The organism is Candidatus Stoquefichus massiliensis AP9, from assembly GCF_000455285.1.
Taxonomy (GTDB): Bacteria; Bacillota_I; Bacilli_A; order Erysipelotrichales; family Coprobacillaceae; genus Stoquefichus; species Stoquefichus massiliensis.
In genome coordinates, this window is sequence record NZ_HG005292.1 from 47999 (window position 1) to 65369 (window position 17371).

Annotated in this window: 17 protein-coding genes; 3 read left to right on the forward strand and 14 right to left on the reverse strand. The window is 31.3% G+C overall.

Annotation, left to right across the window (positions count from 1 at the left end; genetic code table 11):
- On the reverse strand, positions 1-1440 hold a 1440-nt coding region (locus BN350_RS21020), incomplete at its 3' end, for a putative periplasmic lipoprotein (protein ID WP_028044189.1).
- A gap of 101 nt (positions 1441-1541) precedes the next feature.
- On the opposite strand from BN350_RS21020, the gene BN350_RS14160 reads away from it, so the two are divergent.
- Positions 1542-2096: a nitroreductase family protein gene (locus BN350_RS14160; protein WP_028044190.1), complete on the forward strand. Its 555-nt coding sequence runs from the start codon at positions 1542-1544 to the stop codon at positions 2094-2096.
- 2 nt (positions 2097-2098) lie between these two features.
- Here the strand turns inward: BN350_RS14160 and BN350_RS14165 are convergent, their stop codons facing one another.
- The 11 genes from BN350_RS14165 to BN350_RS14215 all read right to left on the reverse strand — a co-directional run bounded on the left by BN350_RS14165 (position 2099) and on the right by BN350_RS14215 (position 15677).
- On the reverse strand, positions 2099-3094 hold the full coding sequence (locus BN350_RS14165; protein WP_044600350.1) for a LacI family DNA-binding transcriptional regulator: 996 nt from the start codon (positions 3092-3094) through the stop codon (positions 2099-2101).
- Positions 3095-3152: 58 nt separating this feature from the next.
- The gene (locus tag BN350_RS14170; protein WP_028044192.1) at positions 3153-4538 is read right to left on the reverse strand and encodes a glycoside hydrolase family 32 protein; all 1386 of its coding nucleotides are present in this window, start codon (positions 4536-4538) and stop codon (positions 3153-3155) included.
- Positions 4539-4540: 2 nt separating this feature from the next.
- Positions 4541-5971, reverse strand: coding sequence for a glycoside hydrolase family 32 protein (locus tag BN350_RS14175; RefSeq protein WP_044600351.1), 1431 nt, complete (start codon positions 5969-5971; stop codon positions 4541-4543).
- An 11-nt stretch (positions 5972-5982) separates the two neighbouring features.
- On the reverse strand, positions 5983-7899 hold the full coding sequence (locus BN350_RS14180; RefSeq protein WP_028044194.1) for a PTS sucrose transporter subunit IIABC: 1917 nt from the start codon (positions 7897-7899) through the stop codon (positions 5983-5985).
- A gap of 179 nt (positions 7900-8078) precedes the next feature.
- Positions 8079-10019 (reverse strand): leucine-rich repeat protein, encoded by a 1941-nt coding sequence (locus BN350_RS14185; RefSeq protein WP_028044195.1) that lies wholly within the window; start codon positions 10017-10019, stop codon positions 8079-8081.
- 312 nt (positions 10020-10331) lie between these two features.
- On the reverse strand, positions 10332-10550 hold the full coding sequence (locus tag BN350_RS14190) for a DUF6465 family protein (protein ID WP_028044196.1): 219 nt from the start codon (positions 10548-10550) through the stop codon (positions 10332-10334).
- 214 nt (positions 10551-10764) lie between these two features.
- Positions 10765-11670 carry a hypothetical protein gene (locus BN350_RS14195; RefSeq protein ID WP_028044197.1) on the reverse strand — a complete coding sequence of 302 codons (906 nt, stop codon included), beginning with the start codon at positions 11668-11670 and terminating at the stop codon, positions 10765-10767.
- A gap of 53 nt (positions 11671-11723) precedes the next feature.
- Positions 11724-13547 (reverse strand): translational GTPase TypA, encoded by a 1824-nt coding sequence (gene typA, locus BN350_RS14200; protein WP_028044198.1) that lies wholly within the window; start codon positions 13545-13547, stop codon positions 11724-11726.
- 176 nt (positions 13548-13723) lie between these two features.
- Complete coding sequence (locus BN350_RS14205) at positions 13724-14461, reverse strand: alpha/beta hydrolase (protein ID WP_028044199.1); 738 nt, start codon at positions 14459-14461, stop codon at positions 13724-13726.
- Positions 14461-15024 (reverse strand): hypothetical protein, encoded by a 564-nt coding sequence (locus BN350_RS14210; protein WP_028044200.1) that lies wholly within the window; start codon positions 15022-15024, stop codon positions 14461-14463. Before BN350_RS14210 ends, BN350_RS14205 begins: the two co-directional genes overlap by 1 nt.
- Complete coding sequence (locus BN350_RS14215) at positions 15024-15677, reverse strand: SGNH/GDSL hydrolase family protein (RefSeq protein ID WP_028044201.1); 654 nt, start codon at positions 15675-15677, stop codon at positions 15024-15026. The genes BN350_RS14210 and BN350_RS14215 overlap by 1 nt, the downstream gene beginning before the upstream one ends.
- A 295-nt stretch (positions 15678-15972) precedes the next feature.
- On the opposite strand from BN350_RS14215, the gene BN350_RS21435 reads away from it, so the two are divergent.
- Positions 15973-16146 carry a hypothetical protein gene (locus BN350_RS21435; protein WP_222704655.1) on the forward strand — a complete coding sequence of 58 codons (174 nt, stop codon included), beginning with the start codon at positions 15973-15975 and terminating at the stop codon, positions 16144-16146.
- A gap of 279 nt (positions 16147-16425) precedes the next feature.
- Positions 16426-16695, forward strand: coding sequence for a hypothetical protein (locus BN350_RS14230; RefSeq protein WP_028044204.1), 270 nt, complete (start codon positions 16426-16428; stop codon positions 16693-16695).
- A gap of 34 nt (positions 16696-16729) precedes the next feature.
- On the opposite strand, the gene BN350_RS14235 is transcribed toward BN350_RS14230, so the two are convergent.
- The gene (locus BN350_RS14235) at positions 16730-17044 is read right to left on the reverse strand and encodes a branched-chain amino acid transporter permease (RefSeq protein WP_028044205.1); all 315 of its coding nucleotides are present in this window, start codon (positions 17042-17044) and stop codon (positions 16730-16732) included.
- Positions 17045-17299: 255 nt separating this feature from the next.
- A partial coding sequence (locus BN350_RS21885; RefSeq protein ID WP_420885242.1) for a hypothetical protein occupies positions 17300-17371 on the reverse strand: 72 nt, incomplete at its 5' end.

Here is a 17371-nt window from a genome sequence, read left to right on the forward strand (position 1 = left end):
AATTGCAAAATATCCTTTTGGATCAAGTTTCACGTCACCTTCCTGAGAAAAGATTTCTTTCATATCATCTTTTATATCATAAACAAAACTTCTACCATTTTTACCTAATATTAAATATGCATTCTCATCATACTCAACAATAGCATTTTCAGGTAAATTCGTATATTCTTGTTCAAATACAATAGTTCCTGTTTCATCAATGACTCCAAATGCACCTGTTTCATTATAGACTGCATAATATGAACTGCCTATGTACTTTATACGATAATAATATTCTTTTGTCAAAACTTCACCTTTTTCATCAATTAATGAATAACCTTTATCATTGACTTTCACAATAGCACGTGTATTTGCATCAAATGGTTCAGCTTCAATAAATGTCTTATCAATAACTTTCTTATTATCAAAACTATAATACTGATATCCTGTATCTCTTACATAGACAGGGAAGAACTCAGAATATACCTGCTTGGCAACTGGATATAATTGACAGTTTTTTAATTCTCCAGTAAGTTTTCCTTCTTTATAGACTTGATGTGGTCCATAGATATCTGTTGAACGAACAACATATGTGATTGGTGAGAAATAATAACTTGTCATTAATACTGGTACACCACTTATAGGATATACAAATGTCTTATTCCCATTTGTTAATATAACATTTTGGTTTTCATTAAAATGGGCTTCTTTGACTTGAATTGTATTTTGATAATATTTTTTGTTTGAAAAATCAACATAAATCATACTTTTTAATGCTTCATCATTAAGAATAGCACCTTCTGTATTTTCATCTAAAATTTTATATGTTCCTTTTTCATTCATATCTAATTGAATGTTTTTCTTTTCATCAGCAGTATCTGTATGATAAAAAGACTGATAATCCTTAAATCCTATAATTATAGATGAACTATTATTTATCTGATTAACATATAAAACAGCATCTTCACCTTTGCATAATTCTTTACCATTTTCATTTAAAACAATATATTCTTTATCTTTATATATAACTGGCAATCCACTTTTCATAATTCCAAGATTATCTTGAGCAGTATAAAGAACTTTTCCTTCATCATCTAATACAAGAAGATTATTTTTATAAAAACCATTTTCAATCTTATTTTCTATTTTATTCTCTGTTTTAGCTACTGCATAAAACATACGATCAACCGATTCCAATATTTCATATGTTCCAGGTTTAATAATTTCATCACCATCATAATCAATAACTCCTTTTTGATCTTTTTCATCTGTTACAAGATAACCAATACCTTGAATCTCCTGAAATGTCTTATAAATATATTCACTTAATTGTTCTCCATCCTGATTATAAAGTGCATACACCTTATCATCACGTGTTAACATGAATGTTGATTCCTTTTTCCCTTGTGAGCAGCCACTTAACAATATAAGTGCTAACAATCCAATGACTAATTTTTTCATAGCTGACCTCCTTATATCGACATTAGTATAACATATATTTATGTGATTATCATTGTTTTTTAAGTGATTAGGTCTATAATATGATGAGAGGTGATAAAATAATGAACGAAACATTAGATACCATAAAGAAAAGAACAAGTTGTCGCAATTATCAAGATAAAGCACTTGATTCTGAAACTTTAATGACAATTCTTAATGCTGGAATTCAGGCTCCTAGCGCCATGAATCAGCAATTATGTGAAGTCTTTGCAGTAACAAGAAAAGATTATATTGATGAACTTGCAAGCGCCATTCGCTATGTATTCAATGAAAGAGGGGAAACAAAATCTGATGACTATCATTGTGCTTACCATGCACCAGTCCTTGTGATTGTTGCTGGTCCTGAATATGATAGCAAGCGCATTGAAGATGGAAGCTGTATGTTAGAAAATATGTTTCTTGCTGCAACAAGCTTAAATATTGGATCATGCTGGATTAATCAATTAAGAGACACACAAGATGTTGAGGAAGTTCGTCAAGTTTTAACGAAAATGGGTATTCCTACTAACTTTCAGGTTATTGGATGTGCTGCTCTTGGCTATTCAGCAGCTGATACTCCAGCAAAAGAAAAGAAACAAACAAGAATTCATATCATTGAAGAGAAAAACTGTGATTAAAATCACAGTTTTTTCACACTTCCACCTTTTATTAATTCATAACCAATCAATTGTGTTTGGGCCATTGGTTCTTTTTCTATAAGTTGAATAATTGTTTTTCCAGCCATTTGTCCTGCTAATTCATTATTATAACGAATCGTACACAGACTTGGTGAGATAATTGAAGAAACTTCATAACCGCCAAAGCCTATTAAAGAAATATCATCAGGAACATTTAGTCCTTTTTCCATAATTTCCTTATAACATGCTAAAGCAATATTATCTGTTGCACATATAATTAATGTTGGTGTGTGTTTCATTAAATATTCTCGAATAATCTGCCGAGAATCATGAAATGAAAAGTTTGTTTCTCTAATACTCACATCTTTAATATGATGATCCTTTAGAGCATCAAGAACACCTTTCTTTCTTTGAACACCAACAGCTTCATCTTTATGACCAACCCCCATATAAAGGATATGCTGATGATTCATATTGGCAGCATAGCATCCTACATCATAACCAGCATGATAATCATCATAAATAATTGAAATACCCCCTTTAAAAAGTTGTGCAACCACTAAAATGGGAATATCTAATTTACTTGCGAGTTGCTGATGAGTCATCGTCACTGCAGTTGCCAATAAGATAATACCATCAACATTCATTCTCCATAGATGTTCAATGGATGCCAATTCTCGCATTTCATTATGATTTGTATTAATGATAATCGTTGTATAACCTTGTCCTTTCAAATACTCATCTATAGCCATCAGCATTCTTGATGATGTAATTGAATCTAAACAAGGGGCAACGATTCCTATTGTGTTTGTTCGTTTTGCTTTTAAGCTTTGTGCTATAGCATTGGGTTCATAATGGTGCTCCTCAATAATTTTTCTTAATTTCTCTTTTGTTTCTTCTTTAACATAACCACCATTAAAATATCTGGATACAGTACTTTTCGCAACACCTGCCATTTTTGCTATATCACTCATTGTTAATTTTTTATTTTCTTCCATAAACCTCATCCTCTTAATTTCATTATACAAGAAAAGAAAATCCTTGCAAGCAAGGATTTTAAATGTATTCATATTGTCCTAATTCATAGTAGTCAATATTGGCATGATTCTTGTCAATAATTAACTGATCATTTAAACTAAAAATACGTGTTGTCATTGTATAATAACCGTCATTAATAAAGATTTCCAAAGAACTTGTATCACTAAATATATGCAGTTTTTCTAAATCATCTATATCTAGATAACGAATATCTCGCCCATCACCACATGTACCCATATCTAACGATAAAGTTGAATCATGGTATCTTAAAAAACAATCTTGACGAAATTGAATGGTTATCGGTTGAGAATGAATATTTGTAAGAATCAATTCAAAACTTAAACCATTTTTATAAATATGATGAGATGCATCTAACATAACATGTGATCGTCTTAGATCCTTCATTTGTGAAATAGGTGACTGATAAATATGATGATTTTTATATGTTAATAAACGTGGCATAGCAAGGGCCTGTGTCCAGCCATTTTGATATGTCATATTCTGTGTGTATTTTGCTTCTGACATACCCATCCAACCAATAAGAAGGCGTTCACCTTCACTTGTTAAAAATGTTCTTGCTGCATAAAAATCAAACCCATAATCAAACAATTGAAAAGGACCTAATTGACTTTCACCTTTAAAATCTCCCTCAATTTCAAAATAGCCACATTGATGCTGATTTTGATAAGTTCTTGATTGAAGAATTCCTTGGGGACAGGTAATAAGAATATATTGTTGATCAAATGCAATAAGATCAGGACATTCCCACATAAAACCAAATTTTTGAGAGGTAGTTAATTGATTGAAATAGTTCCAGTGGATTTTATCCTGACTTTCATAGATAAGCACTAACCCTTGATTCTCTCGATTACGTGCCCCAAGCACCATATAATATTTATCTTCTTTAAAGACTTGCGGATCTCTAACATGCTTTGTCATATCCGTAGGAAAATCATTGTTTGTCATAAGTAAACGTTTTTTTGAAAACTTTATTGCATCTTTAGAAGTTATCATCATAACATTCTGTTCTCGACCATCAAGAACATAATCATAATCTCCTGCATAACGGACATTACCAGTATAAAATACCGCAAGTTCTCCAGATTCATAAAGACTGCTGCCACTATAAACACCATCCTGATCCCACTTCGTATCAGGCATAATAGCATATTCCTCTTCTTTATAATGAATAAAATCTTGAGTACTATAATGTCCCCATACACAAGCTGTTCGCTTTGTTGTTAAGCAAGCCAAAGGATTATGAACATAATAAATATGATAGACATCATTTATTTGACACATCCCATTAGGATCTGCCAATAATCCCATAGGAGGCATTAAGTGATAATGCAAACGATATGGATCTTTTTTGACTCTTTCTTTTTCTAATTGTATATCTTTCATCATTACTTTGTTATAACATAAGGCTTTAATGGATAATAAGTAACCTTTCCTTTGATTGATGTTAAGAACTCAACTGTCTGATGCAATGATTCACTATAAACACGTGTTGTGAAAACAGTTTGTCCATCATTAATAAAGATTTCTAAACTTGATGTATCACTAAATATTGTCATTTGATAAACTTCATTAATTTCTATAGAACGTGTTGCCCGTCCATGTCCACTTTGACCTAGAGAAAGTGTTAATATATGATTTTGATATGTCAGATGAGCATCATCACGTATCTTTAAATGAAAATCCTTGTTTTCTTCTAATTCAATATTCATTTCAAAACAGATTGTATCTTCTTGCTTGATTTGATGACAATGAGAAACAATTGTTTTCTCTCTTAATGCTTTCATTTCTTCCATTGGTTGCTGATAGATTTGACCATCATGATATGTCAAGACTTTAGGCATTGTTAAAGCATGTTGCCAATCATAATCTATTGTGGGCTGATTATCATAATCTGCATCTGGAATTCCCATCCAGGCATACTGAATGCGTCTTCCTTTTTCATCTAAAAAACTCTGAGGTGCATAAATATCGAAACCTCTATCTAATTCATGGAATTCACTTAAAGTATATGTGTTTTGTTGAAAATCATAGTTAACTTTAAAATATCCCATTTGATAAACATTCGCATAATTATAACCCTGTTGAACTAATCCTTGTGGACATGTCATTAAAAATAATTGTCCATCTAATTCAAATAAATCAGGACATTCCCACATATAACCAAAGTTAGGTAAAATCAAACGATTATAATACTTAAAATGTTGTAAATCATCACTTTTATACAAAAGAACACACCCTTGATTATCTCTTGTACGTCCTCCAATAGCCATATAATAATAGCCATCTTTTTCAAATATTTTAGGATCACGTACATGTTTAGACATATCTTGAGGATAGTCATCATTTGTGAGAATGAGTTCTTTTTGAGATATATGATAACCATCCTGGCTCGTCATATGAATGGTATTCTGTTCTCTTCCTTCATTAATATAATCATAATCATTCCGATCATATAATTTAACATTTCCTGTATAGAAATAATGAATAAGATTATCCTTCACAAAGGCTGATCCACTATAAACGCCATCTTTATCCATCTTTGTATCTGGATAAAGGAATGGTTCTTCTTCCTGGAAATGAATCATGTCTTTTGTTGTATAATGTCCCCATAGTTTTGTACCCCAACCACAGTCAAATGGCGTATATTGGAAATAAATATGGTAGATTCCATCTTTTTGGCATAATCCATTAGGATCATTTAAATAACCAGCAGGTGGCATTAAATGATATTGTAAACGATATTGATCTTGACGAACATGGTCACGCATCTTTTGATGCGTACCATATTCTTTTTGATAATCTTCTTTTGTCATCATAATATATTCCTCTATTTCAATACTGCAATAATATCACTGCCATCAGTTTGACCTGTATACTGCATTTCAAGTGTGCGATCTTCTTTTATTTCAAACGCCATCATTGTTTCTGTAGAATAACCCTTTTTCTTAACTAAATCAGTATCAAATCTTAATAATAATTCACCTTTTTTGACATCTTGATCAACACTTACAAAAGTTTCAAAACCTTCTCCATTCATATTCACAGTATCAATACCACAATGAATCAATACACTAGAACCATCTTTCATTGTGATTCCAATAGCATGTTTACTTGGAAAGACAAATGTCACTTTACCATCACATGGTGCAACAACTTCGCCATCATCAACAGTCACTGCAATACCATCACCCATTGCTTTAGAAGCAAATGTTGGATCAGATGATTCACTAATATTTTTCACAATTCCTTTGATTGGAGATACAACTTCGATTTCTCCATTATATTCTACTTGTGTTTCCATTTCTTCAATCACTTCATTTATATCTTCTGTTTTATTTTTACGTTCAGCAACCTTCCCAAAGATAATAGCTAAGACACATCCACCAGCCAATGCAATAAGATGAGCAATAATATAATTGATATACCCATTATTTGCCGGATCACAAATAGCAATCCCAGGTACTGCTGTCGTTCCAAATCCAAAAGCTGCTAAATCTGCAAAATAAACATAAGCTCCTGCCATTGCACCACCTAAACATCCCGCAATAAGTGGAAATTTATATCTTAAGTTAATCCCAAAGATAGCTGGTTCACTAATTCCAAATAAAGTTGAGGCAAATGATGGAATTGCAAGTTCTCTTGCTTTTAAGTTTTTCCAGTTTAATGCTAAATATCCTAAAACAGCTCCCCCCTGTCCCATTAATGCAACTGACATTAAAGGATTCAAGAAGTTTCTACCTGTATCAGCAATTAATTGTGCTTCAATAGCTCCTAAAATATGATGCAATCCCGTAATAACAATAATCTGTTGAACACCTGCGAATATCATATATCCTAACACACCTAAATTCTGTGTTACCCAAATCAATCCACCAGTAATTAAATTTGATAACTCACGGCCAGCAGGTCCAATAATTGTAAATAATAATGCTGTAGAAATAAAGACTGTACATAATGGTGAGAATAATAATTTTACAACATCAGGAATCTTTTTATCAAAGAATATATCTAACTTTGCAACAATAAATCCCATCATTAATGCAATAATAATTCCACCTTGGAAACCAACTAATTCAATTGGTAATCCTAATATACGAATAATTTCTGGGGTTGCTGTTCCACTTCCTACAGAATAAGCATTGGCTAGAGAAGCATCTAACATAATTGCTCCAACAATCATCCCTAAAATTGGTTTACCACCATATCTTTTACATGCACTATAACAAACAGCCATTGGCAATATCGCAAAGATTCCGTTTGATGCTAGACTTGCTAATTTATTAATCGCATATAATGTTTCATTATTTGCCACAACATCCCATTTACTTAATACACCTGTAATCCCCATTAATAATGCTGCGGCTAAGATTCCAGGCATAATATCAATAAAGACATCAGATAAAGATTTAATCACTGCCTGAAAAGGATTTTGTTTTTTTGCACTTTGTTGTTTAATATCACCCAAAGACATATTCTCAGTATGTGTATACTGACTAAACACATCATAAACATCATTAACCAAACCAGCACCAAAGATTAGCTGTAACTGATCTCCAGCAATAAATACCCCTTTAACCAAATCAACTTCTTCAAGTTTTTCAATATTTGCTAAATCATTGTCTTTTAAGACAATACGAAGTCTTGTTGCACAATGGGCAACACCCTGAATATTCTCTAACCCTCCAACATAATTAACAAGGTCTTGAGAAATGCGTAAATACTTTTCTTGTTTACTTTCACTCATTGTTGTTCCTCCTCACACCGATATAGAACCGGTTCCACATATATAGTATAAATCTATCTCCTATATATGTCAATAATTATTTGTAAAAAACATAATAAATGCAAGTAATTAACTTTATTAATATGAAATCAGTTCCATATATAATATAAAAATAACCCGGATTAATTCCGAGTTATCTTCTAACTATTTTCTTTTCTTCTAAATATCATTATCCCTAAACCACTGATTATTATCATAATCTCTATGAATATCATTGCACTTGTATCAGATGTTTCAACTTTGGCTTTATCTCCTGATACAGTTTGATTATTCTTTTGTTCATCTTTAAGCATTTCTTTTGGTGGATTTGTACCAGTATTTATATCTGGATTAGGGTTACCAATAGGATTATTTGTATTCTCTGAATTGTTTGGATTATCAGTAGAATTATTTGTATTGTCTGAATTGATTGGATCATCAACAGAATTATTTGTATTCTCTGTTACTGTCAAGACAGTTTCAGCTTTGACTTCATTAAAGCAATCCTTAACGCTTGCTGTTAAGGTAGCTGTTCCTGCTTTATGCATTGTGACTAAGCCGTTAGCATCAACACTAGCAACGGCTGAATCACTGCTTGCATAGCTATACTGTAATTCATCCTTAAAAGTTGTATCATTGTTTACCTTTGGTAATTGTAATATGTCTTTTGCTTTTCCTTGAGATGTCTTAGCTAGCTCTAATACCGGTGGAATATAGAGCTGTAGTTCATGTGTTTCCCTTTCACCTACAGTTACATTTCCAACATCATTGGCATTCAAAGTATAAAGAGTGAGATTTGTTCTTTCAAAGCACATTTCACCAAATGTAGAAACGTTTCCTAATAACAGCATACGCTCAATCTTGCTGGAATAAAATGCAAACTCGTTTATGTTTTTAACACTTGCTGGAATGGTAACATAAGGTGTCTTTTGAGTCATATCAAATGCATATTTTTCAATTGTTTCTACTCCATCTTTAATGATATAGGTATCTGTTTCTCTGGCAATTGGATAATTGCATAAGGTCTTTCCATCTTGAGTATACAGAACACCCTCAATACTTTGATAGCTTGTATTGCCTGAAGCCACATTGATAGATGCGAGTTGTATACATTCATTAAATGCTGAAGAATCAATTGTGTTCACTTTCTGAGGGATATCAATTGCAGTTAACTGAGTAGATCGAAAAGCACATCTCTCAATTGTTTCAAGTTGTTTAGGAAGAGTAATTGATTGAAGATGACTAGAATCAAATGCAAATTCTCCAATTGTTTTAAGCTGACTTAAATCCTTAAACTGAACTGTTTCTATGCTTGAAGAAAAAAAAGCACTCCTAGCAATGGTTTCTACTGTTGCTGCAATGGTTATTGATTTTAATGAAATACTATTTTCGAATGCCCATTCACCAATCACTTTAACATTATCTGGCACTATATAGCTCTCTTCAGTTTTTCCATCAGGATATTTATAAAGTGTTTCTGCATTAGTACTTGTTTCTTTTTTATAAAGGACTCCATCCTGACTATAAAAGGCTGGAGTTCCCTCACTTTTAACACTAATGTTTGTGAGTGCTAAACAGTGATTAAAAGCCATAGAATCAACATTCTTAACTGTAGATGGCAGCGTGATGTCTATTAACCGAGTGTTAGCAAATGTCGAAGAACCTATTGTTTGCAATGGTGTATTTTCAAGTCCTACTATTTTTGTAAGATTAACAAAGTCACTAAAACTCCTATTAAGTTCTGTTACAGCTGTTCCTAGAAACTTAACAGTATGTACCTTCGGTTCATCTACAGGACTCTTTTTTATATTCTTGACTATTCTGACATCGGCTGCAATGTAAAGATAAGTGACATCTTTAACATCAATTTCATTTGCATTACTTATTTCACTTCCATCAGCATTACATTCATAGACTTTATCGCTGTAGGCTCCTTTTTTATACAGTCCATAGACTTCACTTTCAGCTGCATACGTATCATTAGCAATAACATTCATTCCCATGATAAGCAATCCTATTACTATGATGATCTTCATCTGTAACTGTAAGACATGTGATAGTTTCTTTTGATACTTTTCCTCTAAATGATATTTCCTTAACATCTTTTCCTTTCCTCCTTTTGTTCGTTATATTAGACATTTAAGAACCAGATAATTATCCTATAATACGAAATCATAATTCCCTATATTTATTCTATATAATCAATATCGAACTTTTTTGCAGATAAATATATCTGTCTTTTTTGTCTACCTATCCGAATTAATTATATTATATTACATTTATAAGAGGAATTGGGTGGTTGGAGTGAAAAAGGAAATTCAGCGGATTTTTAAGTGATAATTTATAGAAAAAGAAAAGGAACTCATATAAGTTCCTTTTCTAGATTGGGTATATTTTTATAGTAATACTAAGAACTAACCGATGTATAGTGGTTGATCATTACCAACAACTTCACCAGTTTTTGTTGTTGCAACATAATATACTGAAGAATCTTCTGGTTTATAGTAAACCTCTAATGTATCAACAGTTGTCATTTTGACACCTTTTGATTTAACATCCTCTTTAACTAACTTCTCAATATTAGTTGTCTCAACGTTTTTATTATTAAATTGTACTTGTAATTTAAGTTTCACTATCCGTCCTCCTTAATCTTATTATAAATGAAAGCGATTACTTTTTCAAGAGATTGCCCTCATTTATTACTGATAATATATCACTTTTTTGCCATTAATACAAACTTTATTCCATTTTTTCTGATTTCCCTATATTTTTATTTGCATATTTTGGATATTTCTGTATAAAGAGATAAAACCGAATCATCTTTTGTCGATAATTCATCTATTTTATCTACCCTAAACGTTCAATAACACCCTCTGTATTGACTCTTTTTTGGATATTCTTAATATATGAAAAGCTTGCTACTGCCATGAAAACATAACCAAATGCTAAATCTCCTAATACTGCAGAAATAATTTCACTCTCACCTAAAAAAGTAGGAAGAACAGACATTGCATCAAAGAAAGAAATATCATAATACTCGCTATAAAGAGAATGAATTTCTATCCCTAAACAAAGCATCTCTGCTACTGCTAGCATAACAACTGCTATAACAATGGCAATCCACACACCTTTTTTATCAATACGTCCACCAAGCATTTCATATCCTTTAAAACAACAAACAGCCATAATAAAACCAGTAATTCCTGCAACAAAACCTAATTGATAAATCAAAATCCATACAGCAACTCCAATAACAGACCCAATCAATGCTCCAACAATACCTAAAGGCAAATTCACTTCTTTAATCGGAGGTTGTTGACTTGTAAATTCTGCTAAACATTTTTCACAAGCCAAATCAATATTTCCATTTACAGTCACTGGATAAATCGTTGTTTCTTCACCACAATGACGACAACATTGAACATATCCATTTTGTGTAGCTGTTAATGCAATCCCTTGCATAATCTTTTGCATGGCATATACATCAAGTTCCTTATGATTCTTTAAGTTAACAATAACAGCATTGTCCTTATATATTGTCCAATTAATAATGTTTCCTTTATCCAATGAATCAAGATATTGTGTCATAACACCTGTTTCATTTTCAGTTTTTAGTGTTGCCATAAGAGTATACTGTCTTTGTTGTGGTAAGAAGTTAACCACAAACTGATATCCTTCAACCACCCCATATGCACAAGCATGTTCTTTATTAATTTTAAAACCTATTTGTTCAAATCCTTGTAATTTTTTCATATTATTCCCCTTTCAAATTCATCATAATATCCTATTTACAAGAAAAACGGATTCTATCCGTTCATCTTTTTTGTATAAGCTTTTCTTCTTTCATTTTCTGTTAATAGACGTTTTCTTAAACGTATACTTTCTGGCGTAACTTCGACAAGTTCATCATCATTCACATAATCTAAACAAGCTTCAAGATTAAAAAATCTTGGTTTCTTTAAAACAACTGTTGAGTCTTTTGTAGAAGAACGTGTATTCGTTAACTGTTTCCCTTTAGTAACATTTACAACTAAGTCATTATCACGACTATGCTCTCCAACAATCATTCCTTCATATACATTAATACCTGGACCTACAAATAAGACTCCACGATCTTCAACACCACCTAAAGCATAGGCAGTTGTTTGTCCTGAATCAATAGACACTAAGACACCTAATTGTCTTTCACCAACAGTATCACCTTCCATTGGACGATAATCCAAATATGAATGATTAATAATACCATAACCTTTTGTCATTGTTAAGAAGTTAGTCATAAAACCAATTAAACCACGAGATGGAATAATATAATGTACTTTTGTCATTCCATTGTCTGATTCCATATTCTCAAGTGTTCCTCTTCTAAATCCTAAAGATTCAATAACACTTCCAATACATTCATCTGGTGCTTCAATAAAGACTTCTTCATATGGTTCACATTTCACACCATCAATTTCTTTAATAATAACTTTTGGTTTAGAAACCTGTAACTCAAAACCTTCTCTACGCATATTTTCAATTAAAATTGATAAGTGTAATTCTCCACGTCCTGAGACAATCCATTCTTCTGCATTAGGAATTCTTTCAATTTTTAAAGACACATCTCGATTAGTTTCTTTAAATAATCTTTCTTCAATCTTACTTGCTGTAACAAATTTTCCTTCTTTACCAGCAAATGGTGAAGTATTTGTTCCAAATACCATTTGAATTGTTGGTTCATCAATACGTAATAAAGGTAATGGTTCCTCTGTACCTAATGCACAGACTGTTTCTCCAACACCAATGTCAGCTAATCCAGCAACTGCTACAATATCTCCAGCACTTGCTTCTTCAATCTCAATTCTATGTAACCCAATAAATCCAAATAACTTCTGAATTCTAAATTGTGTTTTTGTTCCATCAGCACGTAAACAAACAACAGTTTCATTGACATGAATTTTTCCTCTTTGAATACGTCCAATTCCAATACGTCCAACATAATCATTATAATCTAATAAAGCTGGTTGGAATTGTAGCATCCCCTCATCATCTACTAACGGAGCAGGAATTTCATTAATAATCATATCAAACAAACAATCCATATTATGAACTTGTGTAGAAATATCAGAATCTAAACTAGATGTTCCCATTAATGCAGAAACAAAAACTGTAGGGAATTCTAACTGGTTATCATCAGCACCTAATTCCATAAATAATTCTAAAACTTCATCCATAACTTCATTAATACGAACGACTGGTCTATCTACTTTATTAATCACAACAATTGGTTTGACTTTTGCTTCTAAAGCTTTCTTTAAAACAAAACGTGTTTGTGGCATTGTCCCTTCATAAGCATCAACAACCAATAAAACACCATCTACCATATTCATAATACGTTCTACTTCTCCACCAAAGTCAGCATGACCTGGTGTATCCATAATATTAATACGATAGTCTTTATAATTAATGGCTGTATTCTTAGCCAAAATTGTAATTCCTCTTTCTCTTTCTATGGCATTTGAATCCATAGCTCTATCAGCAATCTGTTCATTGTCTTCTAATGTCCCAGATAACTTTAATAATTGATCAACCAAAGTTGTTTTACCGTGGTCTACGTGTGCAATAATTGCTATATTTCTAATGTTATTCATCTATTTTCCGCACTCCTTTTCGCCTTTTTGATTATATCACAATTATGTCAAAACACAACTAAAAATATATGACGAAACATACAAAAAGCATTGTATCCATCAGTGTTTTCATCATTATCTCATAATTATCTAAAAACGATAGCGGTTACATATTTGAAACAAAAAGAAAAGGACTACTATAATTCGTCCCTTAAATAGTCATATGTGAGCTGAATAACTGTTTGAATATGTTCTAATTGGTCAAAGTTATGTGTTGCATCTTTAATAGGATAAAATTGAGGCTGATGAAAGAGTGAAAGATATTTTTTTGATATTTTAAAAGGTACAGTTGTATCTTTTGTACCATGAATAATCATTAATTGATTCTGATAAGTACCTAAGTCTTTATAAAAGTCTCTAGATATTATATCTTCAACAAAACGATGTGAGATTTCAAAACCATTATGATCATAGAACTCAGCTAGAGGAGTACATCCTTTTAAATAATCAATAGCATCAGATAAGTTAAATGCTGGTGACCAAAGACACATTTTTGTGATTTTGTCTGGATAAAGTTTTGCTAATTCACTTGCAATGACCCCACCCATAGAATGTCCTAACAGATAAATCTTTTGAGTTGCTGGAATTTTTAATATTTCTTCTAAAATCAAACATGCACAATTCAATTCATCTTCAAATGTCATATCTCTAAAGCTTAAATCTGACTCTCCGCTCCCTAAAAAATCCATACGAATTGTTGCAATGCCTTCTTTTTCCAGCATTCTTGACAACTGTGTATAAGAAAACTTAGCTCCTGTATTGCATCCTGTAAAACCATGAAAAATAATGCACACAGGAAATTCCTCTTGTTGTGGGGTATGAAAAAAGCCACGCATAACTCCTTGAGGAGTTGGTATTTCATAATATTGTTGCATTATTGTCTCCTTTGATAAATTTCTTCTTGTTGAGTTATATAATTTTCCATAAAATCTCCTGAAGTATCTTTGGGAATGCCTGTTGTACTTGTTTTATTAAAACATTCTATCACATACTTTTCATCATGTAATGACGTTCTTGAATCATTCAGACCACTTGTTACTTTTAATTCGGATACTTGTAGATTTTGATTAGGGAAATGAACTATTAAAATATCTTTTTGATAATCTCGAATTTCTCTAAGTTTATTTTGATCATTAAATCTACAGTGATAATACTCTTTATATCTTTTGTTGTTCTGTTCTTCATAAATGTAAAAATAATAATTTTCTTGATCTTTTAATGCTATCATGTACAAATGAAAATCATCAGTCTTATAATGACGCTCATTAAGTATCTCTAAACTTTCTTGATCTCTATCTACTTGTTTTGCAACAACCTCTTTTATATCATCATAAGTCTCAAACAGATACCTATCTCTATTTTTTAACCATACTCCTACTCCAATTAAACAAATTGAAATAACAAGAAGAACAAAAACAATAATCCCCTTTCTTTTCATTATTCTACCTGTCTCCTCACTTCCTCTGTCATTGCTTTATATCCTTCATCATTAATATGCAAACCATCAATATAATAATTTTCAATAGGTTCTCCTTTTTTATTACATAGAGCAGGATAAACATTAATAAAATGGGCATATCCATAAGGTATCACACGTTTGTATTCTTTATATATCATTTTTAATACATCATTACTGCGAATTCCTGCTTTTAATGTTTTATAACCATGAATCTTTTCTAAACATGGAATACAGCTTAAAATATAAATACGACATTGTGGTAAATTAAAATGAATAATCTCAACCATTTCTTTAACATTTAATGCAATATCTCTAGGACTAGCCATTATTGTATTTCCTAAATCATTTGTTCCAACCATAATAAAAACCTGACTTGGCTGATATTTCAAAACACCTTCATCTATAAAATGCAATAACATATCAGATGTAATACCACCTATACCACAATTATAAGCATTCTCTATTTCAGGATACCAATTTTTTAAATCACAATATTCTGTGATTGAATCACCATAAAAAACAGTTCCACCACTTTCACAATATCTATGTTGAGATATAATCTGAATCATTCTTTTTAACACTGGTTCTCTTAATTGATATTGATTTGTATCATATTTCATATTTTCACGCATACTTTTATCCTCCATAGTTTAATTATACCAAGAAATGTTATTCACTGATAAATTTTTTAATTTTTTTGAGAATAAAAAAAGAAAAATGAAAAATAAATGTGTATTTAGAAATAAGAAGGATATAAATCAAATAGTTAAACATTCAGATAAGATTTCTCATCTCTCTTATCTGAATGATGATATCTTTAAATCTTTTATTAATCTTGCAGATGAAGATTCCGTCTTTTTAACCAAACAGCTGATCCATCTGACTACTGGTCTCAAGGATAACTTGATTAAAAAAGTTGATCATGTTATGGACAGAAAGATTAAAGATTCCAAAGCTTCTACTGTTGATTTTATTGCACTGGTTGATGGCAAGTATATCAATATTGAAGTGCGGAAGATCATGGATAAAACTGATCTGCTGCCTAAGATTCAAATGGATCAGTCTCATGTCATTGCTTCACAGAGTCTTAAAGGAATTTAACAAAATACAGCCAGTCATTTCTATTATCTTTTATGAAGGTATTTATATTGATGATAATCAGCTAATATCAAAATATGAATATGGCGGTCGAGAAAGGAAAAGAGATTCCAACAACAAGATGACTACATACCTGATTGAATTAGGAAGGATCAATCAAATCTATCAGCAGAAGCAATTATCAATGAATAAACTAGAAAGAATTTGTTTTGTAATGAAAAACAATGAGCAATTTTATGATTTACTGAAAGTGATAGAAAAAAAGAAAAAGAGGTAACTATCATGAGTAAGACATATGGCTTGTTTAGAGAGGACATTGCAGACTATATGACAGCAATCAATGCTGAAATGAAAGATAATCAGGGAATTGACCAAGGTGTCATCAAAGGAAAACGAGATGCACTGATTCTCCAAATGAAAAAGACATATCCATCTCAAGATATTTCATGGCTTGATGATTATTACCTAGATCAGCTAGATTATGCATTAGATATTATATTGGATGGTTATACCTTTGAAGAATTCAAGCAGAAAGTACAAGAATACAAATAGAAGATCAAAAGACTAGAGACATTCCTCTTGTCTTTTAAACAAATAAAATTTGTACACATAACATATAAACAATTGTTCCACCAAATATAGATAATAATGTATTTCTTTTCAAAATATGTAAAACAATAACTGTTCCTACCCCTAATATTTCACAAATTCCATGATTGCCACTCAATAAATCAACACCTTTTAAACAATAAACAACAAGCATTGCCATAATGGCATAAGGAAGCACATTACCTAAATACTCAATAATAGGATTCGTATGATTTTTAAATAGTATAAATGGTAGTAAACGTGTTAATAAAGTTATAATTGCTATAACACCAATTAACATAAGGTCATGCATTTGTATGTCCTCCTTTTTTATACATTACAATTAAGCCTAAAAGAATCCCTATCATTGAAGGAATAATAAAAGCTTCACTTCCAAATATAATTAAGCATAACAGACTTATTCCAAAACCCAAATAAGAATATATATGTTTATCACTTGTTAAAAACTGTTCTACAACAATCACAACAAATAGTGCTGTCATCGCGAAATCTAATCCTGTTGTATTAATTGTTAATAATGATCCAACCAACGACCCAATAACACTTCCTAAAATCCAATAACATTGATCAAATAATGAAATAAAAAACAAATAATATTTTTCATCACAATTATCAGGAG